The 24,348-nt window shown below is 74.9% G+C and carries 26 protein-coding genes and 1 tRNA gene; 16 read left to right on the top strand and 11 right to left on the bottom strand.

Annotated features, from left to right (window positions below; translation table 11 throughout):
* Positions 1–76: 76 nt before the first annotated feature.
* Together PHY01_RS14435 and PHY01_RS14430 are read left to right on the top strand one after the other, a co-directional pair.
* On the top strand, positions 77–319 hold the full coding sequence (locus PHY01_RS14435; protein WP_141279162.1) for a hypothetical protein: 243 nt from the start codon (positions 77–79) through the stop codon (positions 317–319).
* 1 nt (position 320) lies between these two features.
* Entirely contained in the window at positions 321–1,010 is a 690-nt protein-coding gene (locus PHY01_RS14430) for an alpha/beta fold hydrolase (protein WP_141279161.1), read from the top strand.
* 105 nt (positions 1,011–1,115) lie between these two features.
* Here the strand turns inward: PHY01_RS14430 and PHY01_RS14425 are convergent, their stop codons facing one another.
* Positions 1,116–1,673, bottom strand: a complete 558-nt coding sequence (locus PHY01_RS14425; protein ID WP_141279160.1) for a TetR/AcrR family transcriptional regulator — start codon at positions 1,671–1,673, stop codon at positions 1,116–1,118.
* Between the two features lie 56 nt (positions 1,674–1,729).
* Here PHY01_RS14425 and PHY01_RS14420 point away from each other — a divergent pair, with 56 nt between their 5' ends.
* From PHY01_RS14420 to PHY01_RS14390, 7 genes are all read left to right on the top strand, one after another.
* Positions 1,730–2,869, top strand: a complete 1,140-nt coding sequence (locus tag PHY01_RS14420) for an acyl-CoA dehydrogenase family protein (RefSeq protein WP_141279159.1) — start codon at positions 1,730–1,732, stop codon at positions 2,867–2,869.
* A gap of 53 nt (positions 2,870–2,922) precedes the next feature.
* Positions 2,923–3,888, top strand: a complete 966-nt coding sequence (locus PHY01_RS14415) for an excalibur calcium-binding domain-containing protein (protein WP_246085900.1) — start codon at positions 2,923–2,925, stop codon at positions 3,886–3,888.
* 64 nt (positions 3,889–3,952) lie between these two features.
* Entirely contained in the window at positions 3,953–5,089 is a 1,137-nt protein-coding gene (locus tag PHY01_RS14410; RefSeq protein ID WP_141279158.1) for a serine hydrolase domain-containing protein, read from the top strand.
* A gap of 49 nt (positions 5,090–5,138) precedes the next feature.
* Complete coding sequence (locus tag PHY01_RS14405) at positions 5,139–6,104, top strand: AraC family transcriptional regulator (protein WP_141279157.1); 966 nt, start codon at positions 5,139–5,141, stop codon at positions 6,102–6,104.
* 63 nt (positions 6,105–6,167) lie between these two features.
* On the top strand, positions 6,168–7,388 hold the full coding sequence (locus PHY01_RS14400) for a cytochrome P450 (RefSeq protein WP_246085899.1): 1,221 nt from the start codon (positions 6,168–6,170) through the stop codon (positions 7,386–7,388).
* Positions 7,389–7,426: 38 nt separating this feature from the next.
* Complete coding sequence (locus PHY01_RS14395; protein ID WP_141279156.1) at positions 7,427–8,083, top strand: maleylpyruvate isomerase family mycothiol-dependent enzyme; 657 nt, start codon at positions 7,427–7,429, stop codon at positions 8,081–8,083.
* A 46-nt stretch (positions 8,084–8,129) separates the two neighbouring features.
* Positions 8,130–8,684, top strand: coding sequence for a dihydrofolate reductase family protein (locus tag PHY01_RS14390; RefSeq protein WP_141279155.1), 555 nt, complete (start codon positions 8,130–8,132; stop codon positions 8,682–8,684).
* Positions 8,685–8,712: 28 nt separating this feature from the next.
* On the opposite strand, the gene PHY01_RS14385 is transcribed toward PHY01_RS14390, so the two are convergent.
* Entirely contained in the window at positions 8,713–9,081 is a 369-nt protein-coding gene (locus PHY01_RS14385) for a YciI family protein (protein WP_141279154.1), read from the bottom strand.
* Between the two features lie 118 nt (positions 9,082–9,199).
* Between PHY01_RS14385 and PHY01_RS14380 the strand changes: the two genes are divergently transcribed.
* Positions 9,200–9,739 (top strand): putative immunity protein, encoded by a 540-nt coding sequence (locus tag PHY01_RS14380; protein ID WP_246085898.1) that lies wholly within the window; start codon positions 9,200–9,202, stop codon positions 9,737–9,739.
* A gap of 60 nt (positions 9,740–9,799) precedes the next feature.
* Here PHY01_RS14380 and PHY01_RS14375 read toward each other — a convergent pair.
* Positions 9,800–9,873 (bottom strand) — tRNA-Leu (locus PHY01_RS14375).
* A 124-nt stretch (positions 9,874–9,997) separates the two neighbouring features.
* Here PHY01_RS14375 and PHY01_RS14370 point away from each other — a divergent pair.
* A complete protein-coding gene (locus PHY01_RS14370; RefSeq protein ID WP_141279153.1) occupies positions 9,998–10,924 on the top strand; it encodes an ABC transporter substrate-binding protein in 927 nt (308 codons plus the stop codon).
* 6 nt (positions 10,925–10,930) lie between these two features.
* On the opposite strand, the gene PHY01_RS14365 is transcribed toward PHY01_RS14370, so the two are convergent.
* The 3 genes from PHY01_RS14365 to PHY01_RS14355 form a co-directional block, all read right to left on the bottom strand.
* On the bottom strand, positions 10,931–12,316 hold the full coding sequence (locus PHY01_RS14365; protein WP_141279152.1) for an NAD(P)/FAD-dependent oxidoreductase: 1,386 nt from the start codon (positions 12,314–12,316) through the stop codon (positions 10,931–10,933).
* Between the two features lie 110 nt (positions 12,317–12,426).
* The gene (locus PHY01_RS14360; RefSeq protein ID WP_141279151.1) at positions 12,427–13,137 is read right to left on the bottom strand and encodes a uracil-DNA glycosylase; all 711 of its coding nucleotides are present in this window, start codon (positions 13,135–13,137) and stop codon (positions 12,427–12,429) included.
* Positions 13,134–14,075, bottom strand: coding sequence for a Ppx/GppA phosphatase family protein (locus PHY01_RS14355; RefSeq protein WP_141279150.1), 942 nt, complete (start codon positions 14,073–14,075; stop codon positions 13,134–13,136). The genes PHY01_RS14360 and PHY01_RS14355 overlap by 4 nt, the downstream gene beginning before the upstream one ends.
* A gap of 70 nt (positions 14,076–14,145) precedes the next feature.
* On the opposite strand from PHY01_RS14355, the gene PHY01_RS14350 reads away from it, so the two are divergent.
* Positions 14,146–15,837 carry an acyl-CoA dehydrogenase family protein gene (locus PHY01_RS14350; RefSeq protein WP_141279149.1) on the top strand — a complete coding sequence of 564 codons (1,692 nt, stop codon included), beginning with the start codon at positions 14,146–14,148 and terminating at the stop codon, positions 15,835–15,837.
* Positions 15,838–15,883: 46 nt separating this feature from the next.
* On the opposite strand, the gene PHY01_RS14345 is transcribed toward PHY01_RS14350, so the two are convergent.
* The 3 genes from PHY01_RS14345 to eno form a co-directional block, all read right to left on the bottom strand.
* Entirely contained in the window at positions 15,884–16,363 is a 480-nt protein-coding gene (locus PHY01_RS14345) for a DUF501 domain-containing protein (protein ID WP_141279148.1), read from the bottom strand.
* On the bottom strand, positions 16,360–16,866 hold the full coding sequence (locus tag PHY01_RS14340) for an FtsB family cell division protein (RefSeq protein WP_141279147.1): 507 nt from the start codon (positions 16,864–16,866) through the stop codon (positions 16,360–16,362). The genes PHY01_RS14345 and PHY01_RS14340 overlap by 4 nt, the downstream gene beginning before the upstream one ends.
* A 71-nt stretch (positions 16,867–16,937) precedes the next feature.
* Positions 16,938–18,230: a phosphopyruvate hydratase gene (eno, locus tag PHY01_RS14335; RefSeq protein ID WP_141279146.1), complete on the bottom strand. Its 1,293-nt coding sequence runs from the start codon at positions 18,228–18,230 to the stop codon at positions 16,938–16,940.
* Positions 18,231–18,345: 115 nt separating this feature from the next.
* Between eno and PHY01_RS14330 the strand changes: the two genes are divergently transcribed.
* From PHY01_RS14330 to efeB, 4 genes are all read left to right on the top strand, one after another.
* The gene (locus PHY01_RS14330; RefSeq protein WP_141279145.1) at positions 18,346–18,723 is read left to right on the top strand and encodes a tetratricopeptide repeat protein; all 378 of its coding nucleotides are present in this window, start codon (positions 18,346–18,348) and stop codon (positions 18,721–18,723) included.
* 154 nt (positions 18,724–18,877) lie between these two features.
* Complete coding sequence (efeU, locus tag PHY01_RS14325; protein WP_141279144.1) at positions 18,878–19,702, top strand: iron uptake transporter permease EfeU; 825 nt, start codon at positions 18,878–18,880, stop codon at positions 19,700–19,702.
* 8 nt (positions 19,703–19,710) lie between these two features.
* Positions 19,711–20,841, top strand: coding sequence for an iron uptake system protein EfeO (gene efeO / locus PHY01_RS14320; protein ID WP_141279143.1), 1,131 nt, complete (start codon positions 19,711–19,713; stop codon positions 20,839–20,841).
* Positions 20,838–22,064, top strand: coding sequence for an iron uptake transporter deferrochelatase/peroxidase subunit (efeB, locus tag PHY01_RS14315; protein ID WP_141279142.1), 1,227 nt, complete (start codon positions 20,838–20,840; stop codon positions 22,062–22,064). The genes efeO and efeB overlap by 4 nt, the downstream gene beginning before the upstream one ends.
* On the opposite strand, the gene PHY01_RS14310 is transcribed toward efeB, so the two are convergent.
* Together PHY01_RS14310 and PHY01_RS14305 are read right to left on the bottom strand one after the other, a co-directional pair.
* Positions 22,043–22,813: a lytic transglycosylase domain-containing protein gene (locus PHY01_RS14310; protein WP_246085897.1), complete on the bottom strand. Its 771-nt coding sequence runs from the start codon at positions 22,811–22,813 to the stop codon at positions 22,043–22,045. The genes efeB and PHY01_RS14310 overlap by 22 nt on opposite strands.
* A 40-nt stretch (positions 22,814–22,853) precedes the next feature.
* Complete coding sequence (locus PHY01_RS14305) at positions 22,854–23,780, bottom strand: nucleoside triphosphate pyrophosphohydrolase (RefSeq protein ID WP_370467266.1); 927 nt, start codon at positions 23,778–23,780, stop codon at positions 22,854–22,856.
* Positions 23,781–24,348: the final 568 nt, after the last annotated feature.

The raw sequence follows: 24,348 nt of genomic DNA, 5'->3' as shown, positions 1-24,348 counted from the left end.
TACGAGGGTACGCCGGACGAGGCCGGTGGCAGTACCGGCGGCGTCCGCCCGCGGTGCGCGGCTAGGGTCTGCCCGCATGTGGGCATTCTTCTCGCGCAGGCTGCGGATGTGGCTGATCCTGGCCGTCGGCGCTCCGGTGGCCGGCTTCCTGCTCGGCAAGGTCGGCGACCTCATCGAGGCCCGGCGCGGGCCGAACACCGTCAGCAAGGCCCTGCACACCGGGCGCCGGTGGCTGCAGCGGCGCACCAAGGGCCCGCTGGCCGCGCGCACCGCGGCCGACCCGGCCGGCGTCCGGGACGCGGGCGCGCCCGCCCGCTGACATGGCCACGTTCGTCCTCGTGCACGGCGCGTGGGGCGGCTCCTACGGGTTCCGGGCCGTGCGCAGGCTGCTCAACGCGGCCGGCCACGAGGCGCTGACGCCGAGCCTCACCGGGCTCGGCGAGCGCAGCCACCTCACCGGGCCGCACGTCGACCTGTCGCTGCACGTGCGCGACGTCGTCAACGTGCTGCACTACGACGACGTCGACGACGCGGTGCTGCTCGGCTTCTCCTACGGCGGCATGGTGGTCACCGGGGCGATGGAGCTGGTCGCCGACCGCGTCCGTGAGCTCGTCTACCTCGACGCCTTCGTCCCCGACGACGGCGACAGCGTGCGGTCGCTGACCGGCGGCGCGCTCGGCGACGACTCCCCCGACGCCCCGCCGACGGTGCCCGCGGGCATCCGCACCTTCGACGACCCGATCGTCGCCGCCCGCTCCAACCCGCGCCGCCACGCGCAGCCGATGCGCACGCTCACCGAGCCCGTCCGGGTCTCGGTGCCGGTCGAGAGGCGCGGGGTCGGGCTCACCTACATCCGGGCCACGCAGGATCCGAACGGCACGCTGTTCGACGCCTCCGCCGCCCGCGCCCGCACCTCGGACGCCTGGCGCTACCACGAGATCGCGACCACCCACATGGTCCCGGAGAACCGGCCGGAGGAACTCTGCGAGCTCCTCCTCGCACTGGCGTAGGTGCCCCGGTGCCGCATTCCCCGGGGGCTCGCACACAGGTCCGGTGGCCGGCACACGGGTCCGGCCCTGTGTGCGGGCCCGCGAGGGTGTGTGCGAGCGGGGGTGTCAGCGGCGGGTGAGGCCGTGCAGGAGGAGGTCGGCCAGTGCCTCGTAGGCCGCCGCGTCCTCCAGGGCCGTGCCCTCCGCCACCTCCCGCCGCTGGATGCGGACCATCGCGGCGCTCACGACGTCGCCGACGAAGCCCGCGTGCACCGGCCGGAACGCGCCCCCGGCCACCCCGGCGTCGACGAGCTGCTGCACCCGCCGGGCGGCGGCGCGCGTGTTGCGCTCGTAGACCTCGGCGGCGGGCGGGAAGGCGGCGACGTCGTCGAAGAAGGCGGCCGACGCCGTCGACAGCTCCCGGGCGACCGCTCGCAGGTAGGCGCCCACCTGTTCGGCCGGCTCGCCGGTCACCGACGCCTCCACCCGCTCGGTGGCACCGCGGAAGAAGTGCACCACCGCGGACCGGACGAGCTGCTCCTTGCTGCCGGCCAGCGCGTAGAGGGTGCGCTTGGAGCAGCGCAGCCGGGCGGCGAGGTCGTCGAGGGTGAGGTGGGCGAAGCCCTCGTCGAGCAGCAGGGTGACGAGGTCGTCGAACAGTTCGGTGCGCCGCGCCGCTCCCATGTCGACTACCCTAACCGGTACTCACGTACCGCTCACAGTACCGAGGGAGTCCCGCCATGGCCGTCGACCGCCTGCTGCCCACCCAGGAGGCGCAGGACCTGCTCGCCCTCGTCCGCGACATCGCCGACAAGGAGCTGGCCCCACGGGTCGAGGAGCACGAGAAGGCCGAGACCTACCCCGAGGGCCTGTTCGACACCCTCGCCGAGGCCGGGCTGATGGGCCTGCCCTACCCCGAGGAGCACGGCGGCGGCGGGCAGCCCTACGAGGTGTACCTGCAGGTGCTGGAGGAGTTCGCCGCGCGCTGGGCCGCCGTGGCGGTCGCGCTGTCGGTGCACGGCCTGTCCTGCCACCCGCTCGCCGCGTTCGGCACCCCCGCGCAGCAGGAGACGTGGCTCCCGCGGATGCTCGCCGGGGAGCTGGTCGGCGGGTACTCGCTGTCCGAGCCGCAGGCCGGCTCCGACGCGGCGGCGCTGGTCTGCAAGGCGGAGAAGGTCGACGCCGGCTACCGGATCACCGGGACGAAGGCGTGGATCACCCACGGCGGGATCGTCGACTTCTACGCCCTGTTCGCCCGCACCGGCTCCGGCAGCCGCGGGATCTCCTGCTTCCTCGCGCCGGGGCAGGCCGACGGACTCTCCTTCGGGAAGCCGGAGGAGAAGATGGGGCTGCACGCGATCCCCACCGTCACCGCGAACTGGGACGGCGCCGTCATCGAGGGCGACCGACTCATCGGCAAGGAGGGCGACGGCCTGCCGATCGCGTTCTCCGCGCTCGACTCCGGACGTCTCGGGATCGCCGCGGTGGCCACCGGGCTCGCCCAGTCGGCGCTGGATGCGGCCGTCGACTACGCCCACGAGCGCAGCGCGTTCGGGAAGAAGATCATCGACCACCAGGGGCTGGGCTTCCTGCTCGCCGACATGGCGGCCGCCGTCGACTCCGCCCGCGCCACCTACCTCGACGCCGCCCGCCGCCGCGACGCCGGGCGCGACTACTCGCGCCAGGCGAGCGTCGCGAAGCTGGTGGCCACGGACGCCGCCATGAAGGTCACCACCGACGCGGTGCAGGTGCTGGGCGGCTACGGCTACACCCGCGACTTCCCCGTCGAGCGGTACATGCGCGAGGCCAAGATCATGCAGATCTTCGAGGGCACCAATCAGATCCAGCGTCTGGTGATCAGCCGCAAGCTCGCCCGGTAACGCCTTCCGCGTTCGCCCGAAGTACGTGTGGTCGTCGCACGTGTGGGGGGAACATGGAGAACTCGGCGCAGGGCCTGTCGATGCTCGAGCCGGAGCACAAGGTCGTCGTCACCGGGGAGGAGCACCACCAGGCCGACCTGGCGCGCTGGGCCCCACGGGCGGACGGGCGGCCCCGGCGCGTGGCCGCCGAGCTGGGGTTCGTCACCGGCCCCCGCGGGCGGCGGGTGATCGAGGTCCGGGTCGACGGGCGACGGGTCGGGATCCTCACCGTGCTGATGTCGGAGCGGTACGCGCCGCACGTGTTCGACGTCCAGCGCCGGGGTGGGCGGCCCGGCTGCGTCGCGATGGTGGTGCACGGGCGGCGGGGGCTGGTCGAGGTGCAGGTGTACCTGCCGGAGGTGGCCCGGGACGGGACGGCCGTGCTGCCGCCCGCTCCGCTGCCCCTGCCGGTCCCGGCGCGGCCGGGCGGTCGGCCCGGGCCGGGCGGATCCGGCCCCGCACCGGCCCCGAGGGGACCGGGTGGCCGCGGACCCGCGCCGGCCGGTGCGCGACGCAGCCGCAAGCCGCTGTGGATCGTGGGGGGCGTGGTGCTGCTGGTCGCGGTCGGTATCGGGGTCGGTGGCGGCCCCGACGACTCGACGGAGGTGGGCACCCGTCCGGCGGCCGTCCCGGTCGTCGCGCTCCCGCCGACCACCGCGGCGGGCACGACCGCGCCGCGCGCGGCCGCCGCGACGAGCCGGGCGACGGCGGCTCCCGATCCCGATCGTGACAGCGCCGGAGACCCGGCCCGTGTCGCGCCTGCCGAGACCCGCCGTCCGGCTCCCGCGCCCGAACCCACCCGCACGACCGCGCGGGCGCCCGAGCCGGAACCGGGGCCGGAGCCGGAGCCGGCCGAGGTCTACTACGCGAACTGCGACGCCGTCCGGGCCGCGGGCGCCGCGCCCATCCGCGTCGGCGAGCCCGGATACCGATCCGCTCTGGACCGCGACGGCGACGGGCAGGGATGTGGCGCGGACTGACCTCGTCGCGCCCCGGCACCGTCCGGGCCGATGAGTTCCGCCGCCCCCACCCGTCACCACCGGGGTGACCCCCACCGACCTCTCCACCCTCGCCCGGCACGTCGACTCCGGTGAGATCCCCGGCCTCGTCGCCCTCGTCGCCCGGGACGGCGACGTCCGGGTTGAGATCTCCGGCCGGCTGCGCGTCGGCGGCCCGCCGGTCGAGCGCGACTCGATCTTCCGCATCAGCTCGATGACCAAGCCGATCGTCGCCGCGGCGGCGCTGCTGCTCGTCGACGACGGCCTGATCGGCCTCGACGAGCCCGTCGACCGGCTGCTGCCCGAGCTCGCCGACCGCCGCGTCCTGCGCCGCCTCGACGCCGGGCTCGACGACACCGTCCCCGCCCACCGGCCGATCACCGTCCGCGACCTGCTGACCTTCCGGCTCGGCTTCGGCATCGTCCCGGCCCCGCCCGGCACGTACCCGGTCCAGCGCGCCGCCGACGACCTGCACCTCGGCCAGGGCGCCCCCGGGACGCAGGCCCCGCCCGCGCCGGACGAGTGGCTGCGCCGCTTCGCGACCCTCCCGCTGCTGCACCAGCCGGGCGAGCGGTGGATGTACGGCACCGGGTCCGACGTGCTGGGCGTGCTGCTGGCCCGCGCGGCCGGCGCCTCGCTGCCCGAGCTGCTGCACGACCGCGTCCTGGGCCCGCTGGGCATGCGCGACACCGGGTTCCACGTCCCGGCGAGCTCGATCCACCGGCTGGCCACGCTGTACCGGCCCGGCGGGGAGGTCTCCGACGAGCCCGCGACGGGCGCGTGGAGCCGGCCGCCGGAGTTCCCGCAGGGCGCGGGCGGGCTGGTGTCGACCGTGGACGACTACCTGGCCTTCGACGAGGCGCTGCGCACTGGCGACCTGCTCCCCCGCGCGGCCGTCGCGGAGATGACGCGCGACCAGCTCGAACCCGGCCAGGGCGACGGCGTGTTCCTCGACGACGGGTTCGGCTGGGGGTTCGGGGTGGCGGTGCGCGCCGACGGCCGCTACGGCTGGGACGGCGGCCTCGGCACCTCCTGGCACCACCATCCCGGGACGGGCGTCACGGGCATCCTGCTCACCCAGGTCGAGTGGACCCAGGGGCCGCCCGCGGTGTGGTGGGACTTCTGGCGGATCGTCGAGGACGGCACTCCCGACCCGTTCGCCTCCGCGGAACGCCGCCGTTGACCTCCGGCCGCCGGGCGGCAGGCTGGTCGGCGACCCTGCGGAGGCGACGGTGCCGAGCACGTCGATCACCACTACGGACCAGGCGCGGGCCCGGGCCGAGTGCGGCCGCGTCTACTTCCCCCACCGCCTGACCGTCGCGCACGACCCGGGCGAGTTCGCGATGTCGCTCTCGGCCGTCACGCTCGGCCCGGTCTCGGCCGGGCTGCTCGCCTACAGCGGCGAGGTCCGCGTCGAGACCGGCGAGCTGGAGACCGGCTACGAGGTCAACGTCCCGCTCGACGGCGAGCTGCGCACCTGGACCGGGCACGCCGACGTCTGCGCCGACCCGGGCACGGCCGCGGTGTACCGGCCCGACGGGCGCACCCGGCTGCACGGCTGGGCGGGCGGCGGGCGGCTGTTCGGCCTGAAGATCGGGCGCAGCGTGCTGGAGGAGACGCTGGAGGAGCTGATCGACCGGCCGGTCCGCTCGACCGTCGCCCTGGCGTCGCGGCTCGACCTGCTCAGCGGCCCCGGACGGCAGTGGTGGGGCCTGGCCCGGTCCCTGGTGGATCTCGTGGAGGAACCGGACGGGCCCCTGGGGCGCCCGGTCGTCGCCCGGCCGCTGGCGCACGGCGTCGTCGCGGGCTTCCTCTACGCCGCCGACCACCCGTGGCGCGACCTGCTCGCCCGACGGCCGGCCGCACCGCGGCCCGCGACCGTCCGCCACGCCGTGGAGCTGCTGGAGGCGACGCCCGAGCACCCGTGGACCGTCGCCGACCTGGCCCGGCGGGTCGGCCTGACCACCCGCGGGCTGCAGGCCGGCTTCGCGCGGCACCTCGGCGTCGCCCCGACCGCGCACCTGCGCCGGATCCGGCTGGAGCGGGCCCACCTCGACCTGGTGGCCGCCGACCCGGCGCGCTGCTCGGTGGCCGAGGTCGCCCACCGGTGGGGCTTCACGCACCTCGGGCGGTTCGGCGCGGCCTACCGTGCCCGCTACGGCCGCCCGCCCTCGCACACGCTGCGGGCGGTGCGCTGATCGGAGCGGCCGGGTGCGCCGCGCGGATCGACCGTGACCCACGCCACACCTAGCGTCGGCCGGGTGACCGCCGCCGAGCTCGACTTCAACCCGCTGGTGTCGCCGCACCGGGAGGACCCGCACCTGTTCTACCGCGCCGCGCGCGCCCACCCGCCCCGTATGAGCCCGACGCTGGGCGCGTACATGGTGACCCGGTACGCCGACCTGCGCACCGTCATCGACGACCCGGCCACCTACTCCTCCGCCCCGGCCGTTCCGAAGATCTACGCGAACGCGCCCGAGGTCGTCGAGGTGCTGCGGCGCGGGAACGTGCCGGAGACCAACGCCGTGGTCAACGAGGACGAGCCCGCGCACACCCCGATCCGCCGCGTGTTCGACGCCGGGTTCACCGGGCCGCGCGTGCGGGCGATGCTGCCGACGATGCACGAGACCGCCGACGCCCTGATCGACGCCTTCCCCGACGGCCGGGCGGACCTCGTCGGCGACTACGCGGTCCCGTTCGTGCAGACGGTGATCAGCGCGATCATCGGTTTCCCCGCCGAGGACACCGCGCAGATCCAGGTGTGGACCGACGACCAGACCACGCTGTGGAACCCGCTGGCCCCCGTGGAGGCGCACCTCGCCTCGGCCGAGCGGATGGGCGAGTACACCCGCTACCTGCAGGCGCTGATCGACGAGCGCCGCGCGCGCCCCCGCGAGGACCTGCTCTCCGACCTGATCCACGGCGCGAACGGCTACCCCGGCCTGCCCGACGAGTACACGCAGTGCATCGTGCGGGGCGCCGCCCGTGTCGCCGGCTTCGACACCACACGCGACGCGATCACCTCGACGATGTACGCGGTGCTGGCCGATCCCTCGATCCGCGAGCGGGTGCTGGCCGACCCGGTGAAGACGATCCCGCGCGCCACCGAGGAGGTGCTGCGCCGCGACGCCCCGCACCGCGGCCTGTTCCGGATCACGACCCGCGACACGACCCTCGGCGGCACCGACCTCCCGGCGGGCACCCCCCTGCTGCTGCTGTTCGGTTCCGGCAACCGCGACGAGACGGTGTTCCCCGATCCCGACGCCGTCGACCTGGACCGCCCCAACGTCCGCGAGCACCTGGCGTTCGGACGCGGGCTGCACGTGTGCCCGGGCGCGCCGATGGCCCGCGCGGAGATCCGGGTGGCGCTGGAGCACCTGATGCGGCGGCTGCCCGGGATGTCGCTGGCCCCCGGGTACGAGCCGGTCTACATCGCCAGCTACTTCTTCCGCGGCCTGGAGTCGCTCGACGTCGTCTGGTGAGCGCGATGACTCCGGCGCCCGGCCGGGGTCCTACTCCCATGACCCCTCGCACCCCTCCGACGCTGCCCCGGGCCGCCGTCGACGCCGCCGTCGCGGACGAGCGCCGCCGCCTCGCCGACCTCGTCGACGGCCTGACCGACCCGCAGTGGCGGACGCCGTCGCTGTGCGCGGCCTGGACCGTCCGCGACGTCGTCGCCCACCTCACCACCACCACCCGGATCACCGTGCCGGGGCTCGTCGTGGCCGCGGTGCGGGCCCGCGGGGACTTCGACCGCATGGAGGTCCAGATGGCCGCGCAGCGGGCGGCGGCGTACTCGACGGCCGAGCTGGTGGCGCAGCTGCGGGCGAGCGCCGACTCCGCCCGCCGCTTCCCGGGCAGTGTGCCGATGGACCCCCTGATGGACCTCGTCATCCACGCCCAGGACATCGCGCGCCCGCTCGGCCTGCCCTACGCCTCGCCGCCGGAGGTGGTCGCCGCGAGCCTGGCGTACGTGGCCACCAGCCGGTTCATGGGCGGGCCGCGCCGGCTCGCCGGGCTGCGGCTGGTCTCGGCCGACACCGGTTGGACCCTCGGCACCGGCCCCGAGCTGCGCGGCCCGGACACCGACCTGCTGCTGGTCGCGTCGGGCCGGGCCGCCGGCCTCGACGCGCTCGACGGACCCGGCGTCGCGGTGCTCGCCGGGCGGCTGTCCTGACCCGGGCGACCGATGACTTCTCGGCCTGAACCGGGTCAACACCGGCATGAGCGGAACCGACACCGGACCCGGCCAGGTCGTCGTGAACCGGGCGATGTCGCTGGACGGCTTCATCGCCGGCCCGGACCACGCGATGGGCTGGATCTTCGAGCACCTGGACGGCGACGCGTTCCCCGAGGTCATGCAGGCCACCGGGGCCATGCTGGCCGGGCGGGGCACGCACGAGGTCGGCAGGCGGATGCGGGCGGACGCCGAGGGGACCGACTACGACGGCGGCCCGGTGTTCGTGCTGACCCACCACCCGCCCGCCGAGCCCGAGCCGGGGGTCACGTTCCTGTCCTGCGGTCTCGACGAGGCCGTCGCCGTCGCGCGTGCCGCCGCCCGGGAGAAGAACCTGGAGATCCTCGGGGCGGACCTGGCCGGCCAGTGCCTGCGTGCCGGGCTCGTCGACGAGGTCCTGGTCTACGTCCTGCCGGTGCTCCTCGGCGACGGCGTGCGGTTCTCGCCCCCGGGCCTCGGCCGGATCGACCTCGAACCGTTCGAGACCCGGTCGGCCGGCCCGGTGACGATGCTGCGGTTCCGGGTGCGGCGCCCGGCGTGACGTCCGGGGCCGTTTCCCGGAGCGATCCTCAGCCCTGCGGGACCGTCTGGAACGCCCGCACCTCGATCCGGGCGCGCAACGCCCGCGCGGCCTTCGTGGCCCACCCGACCGCGGCGTCCTCGTCGGGCACCTCGATCACCCACAGGCCCCCGAGGTACTCGGGGGCCCGGGTGAACGGGCCGGGCCGGGCGGTGGGGTCGCCGTCGGTCCCGTCGACCGTGATCGCGCTCGACGGCGGGTGCAGGCCCCCGGCGAAGACGAACACCCCCGACGAGGTGAGCTCCTCCATGAACGCGCCGGTGGCGGCCATGACCGCCTCGAGCTCCGCCGGGTCCATGGTGGCCATGGTGGGCTCCTCCTCGGAGTCGTGCGGGAGGGAGAGCAGGTACTGGGTCACGGTGGCTCCTCGGTCGACGAAGGTGTTCCCGGACGCGGTCCCCGTCGTCGAGCCACATCCGCCCGTAGGACGACGCGGGCCGGCCGGACTCATCGGTGACCGGTGGCACGATGTCGACGTGGCGCGGATCGGACCGGGGGACCTCCCGCTGACCCTGGAGGAGCTGCGGGTGGTCGCGCGCTACGCGGCCGAGAGCGCGCAGGACGTGCTCCCGCTCTTCGAGGCGGAGCACCCCGACGACGGCAGGCCGCGCGCCGCGACGCAGGCGGCGTGGGCGTTCGCGACCGGCGCGGAGCGGTCGATGCGGCAACGCGTCACCGCCCTCGACGCCCACCGGGCCGCGAAGGCCGCGACGACCGGGGCCGCGAGACACGCGGCCCACGCCGCAGGCGACGCCGCGGCCGCCGCCTACCTGCACCCGATCGCCCAGGCCACCCAGGTGGGCCACATCCTGCGCGCCGCCGCGCACGCCGCCCGGGCGGCGGAGCTGGCGGCCGACGACGCGCCGCGGCTGGGTGACCGGCGGATCGAGCGGGACCGGCTGCGCGCGTCCCCGGTCCTCGTGGAGGTCCTGCGGCGGTATCCGCCCGCACCGGACGGCACGGGCCGCGTCGCCCGGCTGATGGCGGCCCTGGACACCTCGTTGCGCCGGGCCTGACGGCCTGCGGACCGGGCACGGCGGTGCCGGCCGGCAGCCGGCCCTGCCGGATGCGGGCGGTGCCCCCGGCGGGATTCGAACCCGCACTCGAACCCTTTTAAGGGGCCTGCCTCTGCCGGTTGGGCTACGGGGGCCCGGGACCAGAGTAGGGCGTGCGGGGGGCGCCTGGGGGACCCGACGCCCCTGGCCGCTGTACCCCGGGCCGTGCCATCACCTAGCCTCCCCTGACAAAGGCTAGCCTCAACTAAGGAGTGCGAAATGGTGCGACGCCCGCTCACCGCGGTCACCGCCGCTGTGCTGATCACGGCCGCCATGGCCGCGTGCGGCGGGCCCGGTGCCGCGCCGTCCCCCGCCGACGGGACCAGGACGGTCACCCACGCGATGGGGACCGCGGAGATCGCCGGTACGCCGGAGCGGGTCGTCGTCCTCGACACCGGCGAGCTGGACACCGTGCTCGCGCTGGGCGTGACGCCCGCCGGCGCCGTCGCCGCCGACGCCACCGGCACGCTGCAGTCCTACCTGGGCGACCGGCTCGACGGCGTCGAGCAGGTCGGCACGATCCAGCAACCCGACCTGGAGGCGATCGCCGCGCTCGCACCCGACCTGATCCTCACCAACAAGAGCCGGCACGAGGACATCTACGACCGGCTCGACGCCATCGCGCCGACCGTCATGGCCGAGCGGGTCGGCGTCGCGTGGCGGGAGAACGTCGCGCTGGCCGGGGAGGCGCTGGGCCGGGTGGCGGAGGCCGACGCCGCGATGGCTGAGTACCGGGCGAAGGCGCAGCAGACCGGCGCCCGGTTCGGCGACCCGTCACAGCTCGCGGTGAGCATGGTCCGCTTCACCGGAGAGTCCATCCGGCTCTACGGCGAGGCCTCCTTCATCGGCACCGTCCTGGAGGACGGCGGGTTCGGCAGGCCGCAGGCCCAGCAGGTGGCCGAGACCTTCACCGAGGTGAGCGCCGAGGAGATCGGCCGGGCCGAGGGCGACCTGGTGTTCTACTCGACCTTCGGTGACGAGGGCGCCACCGACGCCGCGACGGTGCTCGGCGGGCCGCTGTGGTCGCGGCTCGCCGCCGTGCGGTCCGGCGACGCGCACGAGGTCTCCGACGACCTGTGGTACCTGGGCATCGGCCCGATCGCGGCCGGGCAGATCCTCGACGAGCTCGCGACCTACGCGCCGTGAACCGGCTCAGGAGGCGCGTGTCTCCGCGGGGACCCGCTCCTCCTGGCCGTCGCCGACCGGTGGGTTCGCGCGCTCCGACCGGGGCCGGTCGCTGCCCGCGACCCGGTGGAAGTCGGCGCGCGGGTCGTTGATCTGGCCCAGCGACACGACCTCACGGCCCAGGAACAGCGCCCCGGTCCAGTCGAAGACGATGCGGATCCGACGGTTCCAGGTGGGCATCCGGCTCACGTGGTAGGTGCGGTGCATGAACCAGGCGACGATGCCGCGCAGCTTGATCCCGTAGATCTCCGCGACGCCCTTGTAGAGCCCGAGGCTGGCGACGGATCCCGCGTAGTTGTGCTTGTACTGCTTCAGCGGCCGCTGCCGGATGTGCGCGACGATGTTGTCGGCCAGCGTCTTGGCCTGCCGGACGGCGTGCTGGGCCGACGGGCTGGTCTTGGCGTCCGGGTCGTCCTTGGACAGGTCCGGCACCGAGGCGCAGTCGCCCGCGCAGAAGACCCCGGGCATGCCCTCGACCTGCAGCTCGGCCGAGCACACGACGCGCCCGCGCTCGTCACGCGGCAGGTCGGTGTTCTCCAGCATCGGGTTGGGCTTGACGCCCGCGGTCCAGATGATCGTGTCGGTGTCGAAGGACTGGCCGTCGTCGAGGACGACGTGGCCGCCCTCCAGCGTCTTCACGCGGGTGTCGAGGTTGACCTCGATGTCGGCGTCGAGCAGCCGCTCGACGGTGTAGCGGCCCATCTTCGGGCCCACCTCGGGCATGATCCGCCCGGCCGCCTCGACGAGGATCCAGCGGATGTCCTCGCGGTGGATCGTCTCGTAGTAGCGGCTGGCGTAGCGGGCCATGTCGGCGAGCTCCGCGAGCGCCTCGATCCCGGCGTAGCCGCCGCCGACGACGAGGAAGGTGAGCAGCCGGCGCCGCAGCGCGGGGTCGATCGTGGTGGCGGCCGCGTCGAGCCGCGAGAGCACGTGGTTGCGCAGGTAGATGGCCTCGCCGACGGTCTTGAACGCGATGCCGCACTCGGCCAGCCCCGGGATGGGCAGGGTGCGCGCGACCGAGCCGGGCGCCACGACCAGCACGTCGTAGCCGACGGTCGTGACATGCCCGGCGGCCAGCTCGGCCGTGACCTCGCGCTGCGCGTGGTCGATCCGGGTGACCCGGCCGGTGAGGTGGTGGCACTTCTGCAGCACCTTGCGCAACGGCACCACCACGTGCCGGGGCTCGATCGAGCCGGCCGCCGCCTCCGGGAGGAAGGGCTGGTAGGTCATGTGGGGCTGCGGGTCGATCACGGTGATCTCGGCCTCGGAACGGCGCAGCTTCTTCTGCAGTCGCAGCGCCGTGTACATCCCGACGTACCCGCCACCGACCACGACGATCCTGGTGTTGCCCATGACCTCATGTTCCCACTCTCACCGGGGTTTTACCCGCGGTCGGGGCGTGACGGCCGTGACGGTCGAACAGGAGCCCGAGCGGGCGCGCGGGCCGTCGTCGACCTGCGGTTTCAGGTGGCGTGCAGCCCCGCCGCCCGCGCCGCCGCCCGCAGGACCTCCTCCAGCATCGCCGGGGTGAGCCGTCCGGTGAAGGTGTTCTGCTGGCTCACGTGGTAGCAGCCGAACACCCGCAGCGGCCACGGGCCCGCGAGCTCCACCTGCACCCCGTGCCCGAACCGCGGCCGGGGACGCGGCACCGTCCAGCCCGCCCCGGCCAGCACCGGCAGCAGCGCCTGCCAGCCGAACCCGCCGAGCACCACGACGGCGCGGGGCCGCAGCAGCGCCAGCTCCGCGCGCAGCCAGGCCCCGCAGGTGTCGCGCTCCTGCGGTGTCGGCTTGTTGTCCGGCGGTGCGCAGTGCACGGGCGCGGTGATCCGGACCCCGTGCAGCTCCAGGCCGTCGTCGCGGTGCACGGCCGTGGGCTGGTTGGCCAGGCCGACGGCGTGCAGCGCGGCGAACAGCACGTCGCCGGACCGGTCGCCGGTGAACATCCGGCCGGTGCGGTTGGCCCCGTGCGCGGCCGGGGCGAGCCCGACGACCAGCAGCCGCGCGTCGGCCGGGCCGAGGCCGGGCACCGGGCGCCCCCAGTACTCCTCGTCGCGGAACGCCGCCCGCTTCTCCCGCGCCACCCGCTCGCGCCACTGCACCAGCCGCGGGCAGGCCCGGCAGCCGGTGACGGCGGCGTCGAGCGCGGCCAGGGTCGGGAAGCCGGCGACGTTCACAGGATCGAGCGGGCGATCCCGTCGAGGATGTCGTGCTCGCTGACGACCAGCTCGGTGATGCCGGCCCGCTCGCGCAGCTCCGCGGCCAGCACCTCGACGATCAGCGCGCCGCCCCCGATGACGTCGATGCGGCCGGGGTGGATCGCGCCGTACCGGCCGCGTTCCTCCCGGGAGGCCCCGAGCAGCTCGTCCGCGACGCGGTGCAGGTCGTCGCCGGTGAGCCGGGACAGGTGCACGGCGGCCGGGTCGTACTCGTCGAGCCCGAGCGCCACCGCCGACAGCGTGGTGATCGTGCCCGCGACGCCGACCCAGGTGCGCACCCCGGTGACGTCGACGGCGGCGAACGCCTCGTCGAGGATCCCGGCGGCCACTGTCCGCGCCTCCGCGACCTCGTCGGCGGTGGGCGGGTCGCCGTGCAGACAGCGCTCGGTGATGCGCACCGACCCGACGTCGACCGAGCGCGCGGCGCTGACCTGCGCCGACCCGTCGACCAGCGCGCCGACGACCAGCTCGGTGGAGCCGCCGCCCACGTCGACGACGACGAACGGGCCGTCCTCGGCGTCCAGGTCGCCGACCGCCCCGACGAAGGACAGCGCGGCCTCCTCGTCACCGGAGATCACCTCGGCGTCGACGCCGAGGGTGTCGCGGACCATGCCGAAGAAGTCGTCGCGGTTGGCCGCGTCGCGGGTGGCGGAGGTGGCGACCATCCGGACCCGCTCGACCCCCTTGCGGCGCAGCACTGCGGTGTAGTCGGCCAGCGCCACCCGGGTGCGCTCCAGCGCCTCGGGGGCCAGCACGCCGCTGGCGTCGACGCCCTGGCCGAGCCGGACGATCCGCATCTCGCGGTGCACGTCGCGCAGCGACCCGTCCGGGGAGGCGTCGGCGACGAGCAGGCGGATCGAGTTCGTCCCGCAGTCGATGGCGGCCACTCGCGACATGCACGCTCCCCAGGTTCGTTTCCGGCGCGATCACCGTACGGGACGGCCCCGTCGCGACTACCCTCTCGTCATGGCCACGCGCAGCGACCGGGCCGTGCGGGTCCCCGCCCAGCACACCCCGACCGACGACCGGCCCCGGCCGGCCGACGGCGCCACGCACGTCGTCGAGAACCAGCCGCCCCCGCTCGCCGGTTTCGACGCACTGGCCTGCGACCCCGCGCTCACCGACGCCGTCACCCGGGAGGGCGCGGGCGACGCGCTGGCCCATCTCGGCACGCTCGCCGCGCTCGTCGCCTCACCGGAGGCACGGGAGCACGCCCGCCTCGCCGACACCCACCCCCCGGTGCTGCGCACCCACGACCGCTACGGCCACCGCGTCGACGAGGTCGACTACCACCCGTCGTGGCACTGGCTGATGGGGAAGTCCGTCGGCTGGGGGCTGCACGGCCGGCCGTGGCTGGCCGGGCCGGGCGAGGGCGCGCACGTGGCCCGCGCGGCGGGCTTCTACCTGATGAGCCAGCTGGAGGCCGGGCACTGCTGCCCGATCTCGATGACCTACGCCGCGGTCCCCGCCCTGCGCGCCGACCCCGTCCTCGCCGCCGCCTACCTTCCCGGGCTGCAGACCCCGCACTACCAGTTCGGGCTCGCCGAGCCCTCGCGCAAGGCGGGGCTGCTCGCCGGCATGTCGATGACCGAGAAGCAGGGCGGGTCCGACGTCCGCGCGGGCTCCACCACGGCCGTCCCCGGCGCCGACGGCACCTACCGGCTCACCGGGCACAAGTGGTTCACCTCCGCCCCGATGAACGACGTCTTCCTGACGCTCGCGCAGGCCCCCGGCGGCCTCACCTGCTTCGTCCTGCCCCGGGTCCTGCCCGACGGGGCGCGCAACGCGATCCGGCTGCAGCGCCTCAAGGACAAGCTGGGCAACCGCTCCAACGCCTCGGCCGAGATCGAGTACACCGGCGCCACCGGCTGGCGGCTCGGCGACGAGGGGCGCGGCGTCGCGACGATCATCGAGATGGTGTCGATGACGCGCCTGGACTGCGTGCTCGGCTCCGCGGCGGTGATCCGGGCGGCGCTGACGGAGGCCGCCCACCACGTCGCGCACCGCCGCGCGTTCGGCTCGGTCATCGGCGAGACGCCGCTCATGCAGGCGGTGATCGCGGATCTGGCGCTGGAGTCCGAGGCCGCCACCGCGCTGGGGATGCGCCTGGCCGGGGCCGTCGACCGCGGCGAGCGCGACTTCCTGCGCCTGGCCCTGCCCGCGTCGAAGTACCTGGTGTGCAAGCGGGCGCCGGCCGCGGTCGCCGAGGCGCTGGAGTGCCTGGGCGGCAACGGGTACGTCGAGGAGTCGGGGATGCCGCGGCTCTACCGCGAGGCCCCGCTCAACTCCATCTGGGAGGGCTCGGGCAACGTCACCGCCCTCGACGTCCTGCGCGCGGTCACCCGCGAACCCGACTCGCTCGACGCGGTGCTCGCCGAGATCGACCTGGCCGCGGGCGCCGACGAGTGGTTCGACCGCGCCGTCCACGAGCTGCGGATCGAGCTGCGCAGCCGCGAGGAGCGACGGGCCCGGCGGCTGTCGGAGATGCTCGCCCTGTGCCTGCAGGGCAGCCTGCTGCTGCGGTTCGCCCCCGAGGAGGTGGGCCGGGCGTTCGTCGCGAGCCGGTTCCTGCCCGACGGGCCATGGCGGACGCCCGGCACGCTGCCCGCGGAGGCCCACATCGACGCCCTCACCGCCCGGGTCACCCCCACCCCCTGACCCGCGAGTCGGGACATCCGTGCGACCGACATCGCGGGTCCGTGCGTCAGGCGCAGGGACCCGCGGCCCACCAGTCGCCCAGTTCGGCCAGGGCCTCGTCGCCGAAGGGGTTGACGCCCGGGCCCGCGGCCAGCGCGTGCGCGACGTGGACGTGCAGGCACTTGACGCGGTCGGGCATCCCGCCCGCGCTCACCGCCGTGCCCAGCGACTCGATCGCGTCGCGCTCGGCCAGGTAGGCGTCGTGGGCCCGCCGGTAGGCCGCGGCGAGCTCGGGGTCCTCGGCCAGGCGGTCCTGCATCTCGCGCATCCGGCCGTCGGCCTCCAGGCTGCCGATGCGCGAGTTCAGCCGCGAGCACGTCAGGTAGTAGAGCGTCGGGAACGGCGTGCCGTCCTCCAGCCGGGGGGCGGTCTGCACCACCGACGGGAGCGCGCACGGGCAGCGGTGCGCGACGTCGCGCACCGCCCGCGGGGCCCGGCCGAGCTGGGCCGCCACCGCGGCTGCGTCGGCGTCGGAGATGCCGGTCATGCGGGTCCTTCGGTGGTGTCGCGCCACAGCCGCCGGTACCACGGCTCGTCGCGGAACGGGTCGGGCACGACGTCGGCGGCCGGGTCGGGCGGGAGCTGCACGACGTAGGGGGTCTCCCCCGGCGCGACGTAGCCCAGCCGCGACCGCGCCTCCGCCGCCGTGACGTCGGGATCGGACAGTCGCGCGCTCTCCCGGGACAGCTCGCCGACCTCCGCGGCCAGCGCCTCCTGCTGTGCGGTGACGGCCGCGAGCTCCTGCTGCTGGGCGACGTAGTTGCGCAGCGGGACGGCGACGGTGAGCGCGAGCGCGCACACGACGATCGCCAGCACGGCGGCCCGGCGGGTCGAGGACACGCCGAGCAGCCCGGTCGTCGCGGCGACGACGGTGCCCGCGCGCGAGCGGACCTTCGTCAGCTGCGGCTCACGGACGCGGCGCCGGGCCGCGCCGCCACCCGCGCCCGACGGCGGGGCGGGACGGCGCGTCCGGGTGCGCTCGTCGGGCACGCCTCAGCCGCCTGCTCGCACGCACCGCACGACTCGGTCGCACGGATGTCCCGACTCGCGGGGCATGGGGGTCAGGCCCCCGCCGTGGGGGTGAAGCGGGGGAAGGCCAGGTCGCCCGCGTAGCGCGCGGCGTCGCCCAGGAACTCCTCGATGCGCAGCAGCTGGTTGTACTTGGCCACGCGCTCCGAGCGGGCCGGGGCCCCGGTCTTGATCTGCCCGCAGCCGGTGGCGACGGCGAGGTCGGCGATCGTGGTGTCCTCGGTCTCGCCCGAGCGGTGGCTCATCATGCAGCGGTAGCCGGACATGTGGGCGAGCGCGACGGCGTCGAGGGTCTCCGACAGCGTGCCGATCTGGTTGACCTTCACCAGCAGCGCGTTGGCCGCGCCGCGGGTGATGCCCTCCTCGAGCCGCTCGGGGTTGGTGACGAACAGGTCGTCGCCGACGAGCTGGACCTTGTCGCCGATCGCCTCGGTGAGCGCGACCCAGCCGTCCCAGTCGTCCTCGTCGAGCGGGTCCTCGATGGACACCAGCGGGTAGGCGCCGACCAGCTCGGCGTAGGCGTCCGACATCTGCGCCGACGAGAGCCTGCGGCCCTCGTAGGAGTAGACGCCCTCGTTGTGGAACTCGGTGGCGGCCACGTCGAGCGCGAGCACGATGTCGCGGCCCAGGGTGTAGCCGGTCTTCTCGACGGCCTCGGCGATCAGGTCGAGCGCGGCGCGGGTGCCGGGCAGGTCGGGGGCGAAGCCGCCCTCGTCGCCCAGGCCGGTGGCCAGGCCCTTCTTCTTGAGCACCGACTTGAGCGAGGCGTAGACCTCGGCCCCCCAGCGCAGGGCCTCCCGGAAGGACTCCGCGCCCACCGGGGCGATCATGAACTCCTGGACGTCGACGGAGCTGTCGGCGTGCGCGCCGCCGTTGATGATGTTCATCATCGGCACCGGCAGCACGTGCGCGCCCGCCCCGCCGAGGTAGCGGTAGAGATCGAGCCCGGAGGACTCCGCGGCGGCCTTGGCGACCGCGAGCGAGACGCCGAGGATGGCGTTGGCGCCCAGCTTGGACTTGTCGGGCGTGCCGTCGAGGTCGAGCAGGACCTGGTCGATGAGCCGCTGGTCGACGGCCTCCATGTCCTTCAGCTCGGGGGCGATGACGTCGAGGACGTTCTGCACGGCCTTCTCGACGCCCTTGCCGCCGAAGCGCAGCGGGTCGCCGTCGCGCAGCTCGACCGCCTCGTGCTCGCCCGTGGACGCGCCCGACGGGACCGCGGCGCGGCCCAGCGTGCCGTCCTCCAGGGACACCTCGACCTCGACCGTGGGGTTGCCCCGCGAGTCGAGGATCTCCCGTGCGCCGACCTGCTCGATGACCGCCACCAGTGCTCCGCTCCATGCAGTGTTCCGGGGTTCCGCGGTCAGGGTAGTCGGGCCGGCGCGGTATCCCGCGCAGGTGTCGACGGGCGGGTCCGCACGCTTTAACGTGGGAGCGACCATGACGGGTCCCGACCTCTTCGCCTCGTTCCGGCGCGCCGAGATGCTGGTGGCGCGCAGCCGTCCCCTCGACGCCCTGCAGGCGCTCGCCCCGGTGCTGGACAGCCAACCCGACGACGCGTCGGTGCAGCTGCTGGCCGGGCGCGCCTACCTCAACTCGGCGCAGCTCACGAGGGCCGAGCAGGCGTTCGTCCGGGTGCTCGACCTCGACCCCACCGACCACTACGCCCGGTTCGCGCTGGGCAAGGCGCTGCACCGCCAGGGCCGACTCCCCGAGGCGCACGCGCAGCTGAAGATGGCCGCCGCGATGGACCCCCGGCCGGAGTACCAGGAGGCGCTGGGCGAGGTCCGGGCGCGCATGGCACTCGAGGACGACTGACCCGGTTCCCCGACCCGGACCGATCCGACCTACCGGACCAACGCACCGAAAACGCCGCTGACCTGCGGAAACGTGGTCTTCCCCCGGCGCGCCGGGCAAGCTAGCCTCCCCCTGCCTCTACTGAGGCTCACCTGGCTTCGGGGAGGACGGCGACATGCTGCTCGGCAATCTGCTGATCGGGCTGCGCGAGGGCCTCGAGGCCGCGCTCGTCGTGAGCATCCTCGTCGCGTTCCTGGTGCGCACCGACCGGCGCGGCGCCCTGCCCAAGGTGTGGCTCGGGGTCGGGATCGCGGTGGCCGTCAGCGTGGGTGTGACGTTCGTCCTCACCCTCACCCGGCAGGCGCTGACGTTCGAGGCGCAGGAGACCTTCGGCGGCGTCCTGTCCATCGTCGCGGTGGGGTTCGTCACCTGGATGATCTTCTGGATGCGCGGGGCGGCGCGGTCGATCTCGGGTGAGCTGCGTGGGCGGCTGGAGGGCGCGCTGCAGATGGGGTCCGGAGCGGTCGTCGTCATGGCGGCGCTGGCGGTCGGGCGCGAGGGGCTGGAGACGGCGTTCTTCTTCTTCGCCGCCGCGCAGGCGGCGGGCGAGACCACGGGCCCGCTCATCGGCTTCCTCGCCGGCATCGCGATCGCCGTCGCCATCGCCTACCTGGTCTACCGCGGCGCCGTCACCCTGAACATGGGCCGGTTCTTCACCGTCACCGGTGTGCTGCTGATCCTCGTCGCCGCCGGGATCCTGGCCTACGGCGTCCACGACCTGCAGGAGGCCGGGATCCTGCCCGGCCTGACCACACTCGCCTTCGACGTCAGCAGCGCGGTCCCGCCGGACTCCTGGTACGGCGTGCTGCTCAAGGGGGTCTTCAACTTCTCCCCGGCGACCACGGTGCTGGAGGCGATCGTCTGGGTCGCCTACGTCGCCGTGGTGCTCCCCCTGTTCCTGCGGCCCTCCCGGGCCGTCGCCACCGCACCGTCCGCATGAGGAGAACCATGTCCCGCACGACCCTCGCCCTCGCCGGGCTCTCGGTGGCCGGCCTCGCCCTCACCGGCTGCGTCAGCACCGCCCCCGCACCCGACACCGGGGAGGGCGGGCCGATCAGCGTGACGGCCTCCGACGACGCCTGCGAGCTCGGCGCCACCGAGGCGGCGGCCGGCACGATCTCCTTCGACATCACCAACACCGGCTCCACGGTCACCGAGTTCTACCTGTACGCCACCGGCGGCCGGATCATGGGCGAGGTCGAGAACATCGGCCCGGGGCTCAGCCGGCAGCTGATCGTCGAGGTCCCCGACGGCGGCGTGTACGAGACCGCGTGCAAGCCCGGCATGGTCGGCGACGGCATCCGCGGCGCGTTCACCGTCACCGGCTCGGCGCAGCGCTCCGTCGACACCGACACCCGGCTCGCCGAGGCCACCGCCGGGTACGCCCGCTACGTGGCCTCCCAGGTCGAGGCGCTGGTGCCCAGGACGCAGGAGTTCACCGACGCGGTCAAGGCCGGCGACGTCGCGGGCGCGCAGGCGCTGTACCCGGTCGCCCGCACCTACTGGGAGCGCATCGAGCCGGTCGCGGAGTCCTTCGGCGACCTCGACCCCCGCATCGACGGGCGCGACGACGGGGAGCCCGGCGTCGAGTTCACCGGCTTCCACCGCCTGGAGCGCGACCTGTGGCAGGACGGGCTGCAGCCCGACTCCGCCGCGGTCGCCGACCGGCTGATGGCCGACATCACCGAGCTCGCCGGCCGCGTGCCGACCGTCGAGCTGACGCCGCTGAGCCTGGCCAACGGCGCGAAGGAACTCCTCGACGAGGTCGCCACCGGCAAGATCACCGGTGAGGAGAACCGCTACTCGCACACCGACCTGTGGGACTTCCGCGCCAACGTCGACGGGTCGCGGGGCGCCGTCGCGGCGCTGCGCCCGGTGATCGACGAGCGCGATCCCGAGCTCGGCGCGCTGCTCGACGAGCGCTTCGCCGCCGTCGACGCGCTGCTGGAGGACTACCGCGACGGCGACGGGTTCGTGCTCTACACCGCGCTGACCCCCGACGACGTCCGCGCCATGTCCGACGCGGTCGACGCGCTGGGCGAGCCGGTGAGCCAGGTGGCCGGGGTCGTGTCCGCATGACGCTGTCCCGGCGCAGGCTGCTGGGGGCCGGGGCCGCCGCGGTCGGGATGGGCGCGCTGGGTGCCGCGTGCGGTGCGCCCGCCGCGACCCCCGTGCCGGACGGGGTCGTGCCGTTCCGCGGCGAGCACCAGGCCGGGATCGTCACCCCGGCCCAGGACCGCCTGCACTTCGTCAGCCTCGACGTGGTGACCGCCGACCGCGCGGAGGTGGCGGACCTGCTGCGGCGCTGGACCGCGGCCGCCGAACGGATGACCGCGGGCGCGGAGACCACCCCGGGCGGGGCCACCGGCGGCAACCCGAACTCCCCTCCCGACGACACCGGGGAGGCACTCGGCCTCCCGCCGGCGGCGCTCACCCTCACCTTCGGCGTGGGGGCGTCGCTGTTCGCGAAGCTCGGTCTGGACCCCTCGCTGGTGCCGCCCGCGCTGGCCGCGCTGCCGCCGTTCCGCGGCGACCAGCTCGATCCCGCGCTCTCCGGCGGCGACCTGTGCGTCCAGGCCTGCTCCGACGACCCCCAGGTCGCCGTGCACGCCGTGCGCAACCTCGTGCGTATGGGGTTCGGCGTCACGGCGGTGCGGTGGTCCCAGCTCGGGTTCGGGCGCACGTCCTCGACGTCGACGTCGCAGGCCACCCCGCGCAACCTGTTCGGGTTCAAGGACGGCACCCACAACGTCAAGGCCGAGGACCCCGACGACCTGCGCGAGCAGGTGTGGGTGGCCCCCGGCGACGGACCGGCCTGGCTCGACGGCGGCACCTACCTGGTGGCCCGGCGGATCCGGATGCACGTGGAGATCTGGGACCGCACGTCGCTGGCCGAGCAGGAGACGATCATCGGGCGGACCAAGGGGGTGGGGGCGCCGCTGGGCGGCACGGCCGAGTTCGACCTCGCCGACTACGCCGCCGTCGACGGGACCGGCGAGCCGCGGATCGCGCAGAACGCGCACATCCGGCTGGCGTCGGCGCAGGCGCTGGGCGGGGTGAAGATCCTGCGCCGCGGCTACAACTTCGTCGACGGCAGCGACGGCCAGGGCCACCTGGACGCCGGCCTGTTCTTCGTGGCGTTCATGCGCGACCCGCAGGCCCAGTTCGTGCCCATGCAGCGCGCGCTGGCCGACGCCGACGTGCTCATGGAGTACATCGAGCACACCGGGTCGGCCGTGTTCGCCTGCCCCGCGGGGCTGGGCGGGGGCGGGTACTGGGGTCAGTCGCTGTTGGAGGCCTGAGCGGCGTTCGCGTAGCGGTCGGCCGCGGCCCAGACCAGCCGGGCGTACTCGCCGGAGCGGTTGTAGGTGAGCACGCCGTCCCACCATCCGGCGCCGTCGGCGGTGTCGCGGCCGTCGGCGCACAGGTAGGCGGCGGCACCGCGGGCGGCGTCGTCGATCTGGTGGGGGTCGCGCACGCCGTCGCCGTCGCCGTCGGCGCCGTACAGCTCCCAGGTCGTCGGCAGGAACTGCAGCGGTCCGACGGCGCGGTCGTGCACGGTGTCGCCGTCGAGCGCGCCGCCGTCGGTGTCGAGGATCTCGCGGACGCCGTCGGAGCCGTCGAGGGGCACCCCGACGATCCGCGGGCTCGGCACCCCGTCGGCGCCCAGGCTCGACCGGCCCAGGTTCCCGTGGTCGGACTCGACGCGGGCGACGGCGGCCAGCGTCGTCCAGGACAGCCGGCAGTCCGGGGTGTCGGCGCGTTGCGCCAGCTCCGCCGCGCCGTAGGCCCGCACCGCGCGCGAGGGGACGCCGGTGCGCTCGGCGGTCGCCTCCGCCCAGCTGCCGAGGTCGACGTCCGCGGGCAGCGGGGCGTCCTGGGCGACGGGGGTGTCGCGGTCGACGTCGGCGGCGACCAGCCCGTCCCCGCCGCGGCCACGCTCCCCCTGCGCGCCGACGACGACGGCGACCAGGAACGCGATCACCACGGCGGACGCGACGAGCGCGGCGAGCACCCCGGCGGCGGAACGACGGACGGGACGGCGGTTCACCGCGTCCAGACTAGCCCGGTCCCGGGGGCCGGGCGGCGGATCAGCGACCGGGCCAGAACCGCAGCCACGCCTGCTCGTCGAGGGCGTGGGGGTCGAGACCGGCGTCGCGGGCGGCGGACTCCGCGGCGCGCACGTCGGCGTCGAAGCGGCGGGCGGTGGTGCGCAGCTCGGCCTCGGGGTCGATCCCGGCGAGCTTCGCGCGGGCGGCGAGCGCGAACAGCTGCTCCCCCACGCCGCTCCCGGACGGCAGCAGCTCCGGCGGCAGCCCGGCACGCGAGGTGCGCCCCGCGAGCTTCGCGGCGAGCGCGATCGCGGGCTGCGCGGTGGCGACCCCGTCGACGCTGGACTCCCGCTGCTTCTCCGCCCGCTTGAGCTCCTCCCAGCGGTGCTCCTGCCGCTCCGCGGTGTCGACGCGCTCCGTGCCCGCGAACACGTGCGGGTGCCGCCCGACCAGCTTCGCGACGAGGTCGGCCGCGACGTCGTCGATGGTGAACGGCTCGGGCCCCTCGGCGGCCACGCGGGCGTGGAACAGGACCTGCAGCAGGACGTCGCCCAGCTCCTCGCGGATCGCGGCGCGGTCGCCGTCCTCGACCGCCTGGTACAGCTCGTAGCACTCCTCGACCAGGTACTGCAGCAGCGAGGCGTGGGTCTGCTCGGCGTCCCAGGGACAGCCGCCGGGCGAGCGCAGCCGGTCCATCACCTCGACGGCGTGCAGCAGCGGGGAGTCGGTCACGGCGAGGCGGGCGACAGGATGGTGCCGGCCGTCTGCTCCTGCCCGACGACGGCGAGCTGGATCGGGTCCCACACCCCGAACCGGGGGTTGACCTGCACCCCCAGCTCCTGGGCGTCGGGCTGGAGCAGGCGGTAGCCGATGAGCTGGAGGTCGGTCTGCGAGAGGCGGTCGACCGCGGCCGGGCCCTCGGGGGGCAGGTCGGTGGTGCGGTCCAGGATCCGGATGACGGTCCACGGCGCGCCGTCCTGCGCGGGGCGCAGCACGACGACCGAGCCGGCCTCGGTGCCGAACGCGAACGACGTGGCCAGCGCCGCGTTGTCGCCGGCCCGCACCTGCTGGGCGCGCTGCTCGGCGGGGGCCCCGGCGAACACGGCCTCGGCGTCGGCCCCGCCGGCGACCACGGCCCGCGCGGCCCCGATCGCCTCCTCCTCCGACGGGACGGCGACGAACTCGAGGGTGACGGCGAGGCGGTCGACGTAGCGCGCGGCCAGCGCGGCGGCGGCCAGGTCGTCGCGGATCTTCTCGCGCTGCACCTCGGGGGTGTAGAGCGAGGAGCGGGCCAGGTCCTCGGGGCTGCCGGCCGTGGCCAGCGCCGCGTCGAGGTCGGCGTCGCTGATCACGATGCCCTCCTCGGCGGTGCGGCGGTCCAGGAGGTCGCCGAGGATCGCGCTCGTGACGATCTCGCGGGCAACCTGCGACGGCCCGTAACCACCGCCCGCGCCCTGGTTGCGGCCCTGCACCGCCTCCGCCTTGTCCGGGCCCAGCGCGATCGCGATCTGGTCCTGCACCGTGCCCAGAGCGA

Origin of the sequence: Pseudonocardia hydrocarbonoxydans (assembly GCF_006539565.1) — a bacterium.
Classification (GTDB): Bacteria; Actinomycetota; Actinomycetes; order Mycobacteriales; family Pseudonocardiaceae; genus Pseudonocardia; species Pseudonocardia hydrocarbonoxydans.
This window is presented reverse-complemented; position numbering and strand designations above follow the sequence as displayed.

Excerpts from the sequence above, each read along its gene's own strand:
- PHY01_RS14435 (WP_141279162.1), top strand. The coding sequence starts at position 77 with ATGTGGGCATTCTTCTCGCGCAGGCTGCGGATGTGGCTGATCCTGGCC.
- PHY01_RS14430 (WP_141279161.1), top strand. The coding sequence starts at position 321 with ATGGCCACGTTCGTCCTCGTGCACGGCGCGTGGGGCGGCTCCTACGGG.
- PHY01_RS14425 (WP_141279160.1), bottom strand. The coding sequence starts at position 1,673 with ATGGGAGCGGCGCGGCGCACCGAACTGTTCGACGACCTCGTCACCCTG.
- PHY01_RS14420 (WP_141279159.1), top strand. The coding sequence starts at position 1,730 with ATGGCCGTCGACCGCCTGCTGCCCACCCAGGAGGCGCAGGACCTGCTC.
- PHY01_RS14415 (WP_246085900.1), top strand. The coding sequence starts at position 2,923 with ATGGAGAACTCGGCGCAGGGCCTGTCGATGCTCGAGCCGGAGCACAAG.
- PHY01_RS14395 (WP_141279156.1), top strand. The coding sequence starts at position 7,427 with ATGACCCCTCGCACCCCTCCGACGCTGCCCCGGGCCGCCGTCGACGCC.
- PHY01_RS14390 (WP_141279155.1), top strand. The coding sequence starts at position 8,130 with ATGAGCGGAACCGACACCGGACCCGGCCAGGTCGTCGTGAACCGGGCG.
- PHY01_RS14370 (WP_141279153.1), top strand. The coding sequence starts at position 9,998 with ATGGTGCGACGCCCGCTCACCGCGGTCACCGCCGCTGTGCTGATCACG.
- PHY01_RS14365 (WP_141279152.1), bottom strand. The coding sequence starts at position 12,316 with ATGGGCAACACCAGGATCGTCGTGGTCGGTGGCGGGTACGTCGGGATG.
- PHY01_RS14355 (WP_141279150.1), bottom strand. The coding sequence starts at position 14,075 with ATGTCGCGAGTGGCCGCCATCGACTGCGGGACGAACTCGATCCGCCTG.
- PHY01_RS14350 (WP_141279149.1), top strand. The coding sequence starts at position 14,146 with ATGGCCACGCGCAGCGACCGGGCCGTGCGGGTCCCCGCCCAGCACACC.
- PHY01_RS14345 (WP_141279148.1), bottom strand. The coding sequence starts at position 16,363 with ATGACCGGCATCTCCGACGCCGACGCAGCCGCGGTGGCGGCCCAGCTC.
- PHY01_RS14330 (WP_141279145.1), top strand. The coding sequence starts at position 18,346 with ATGACGGGTCCCGACCTCTTCGCCTCGTTCCGGCGCGCCGAGATGCTG.
- efeU (WP_141279144.1), top strand. The coding sequence starts at position 18,878 with ATGCTGCTCGGCAATCTGCTGATCGGGCTGCGCGAGGGCCTCGAGGCC.
- efeO (WP_141279143.1), top strand. The coding sequence starts at position 19,711 with ATGTCCCGCACGACCCTCGCCCTCGCCGGGCTCTCGGTGGCCGGCCTC.
- efeB (WP_141279142.1), top strand. The coding sequence starts at position 20,838 with ATGACGCTGTCCCGGCGCAGGCTGCTGGGGGCCGGGGCCGCCGCGGTC.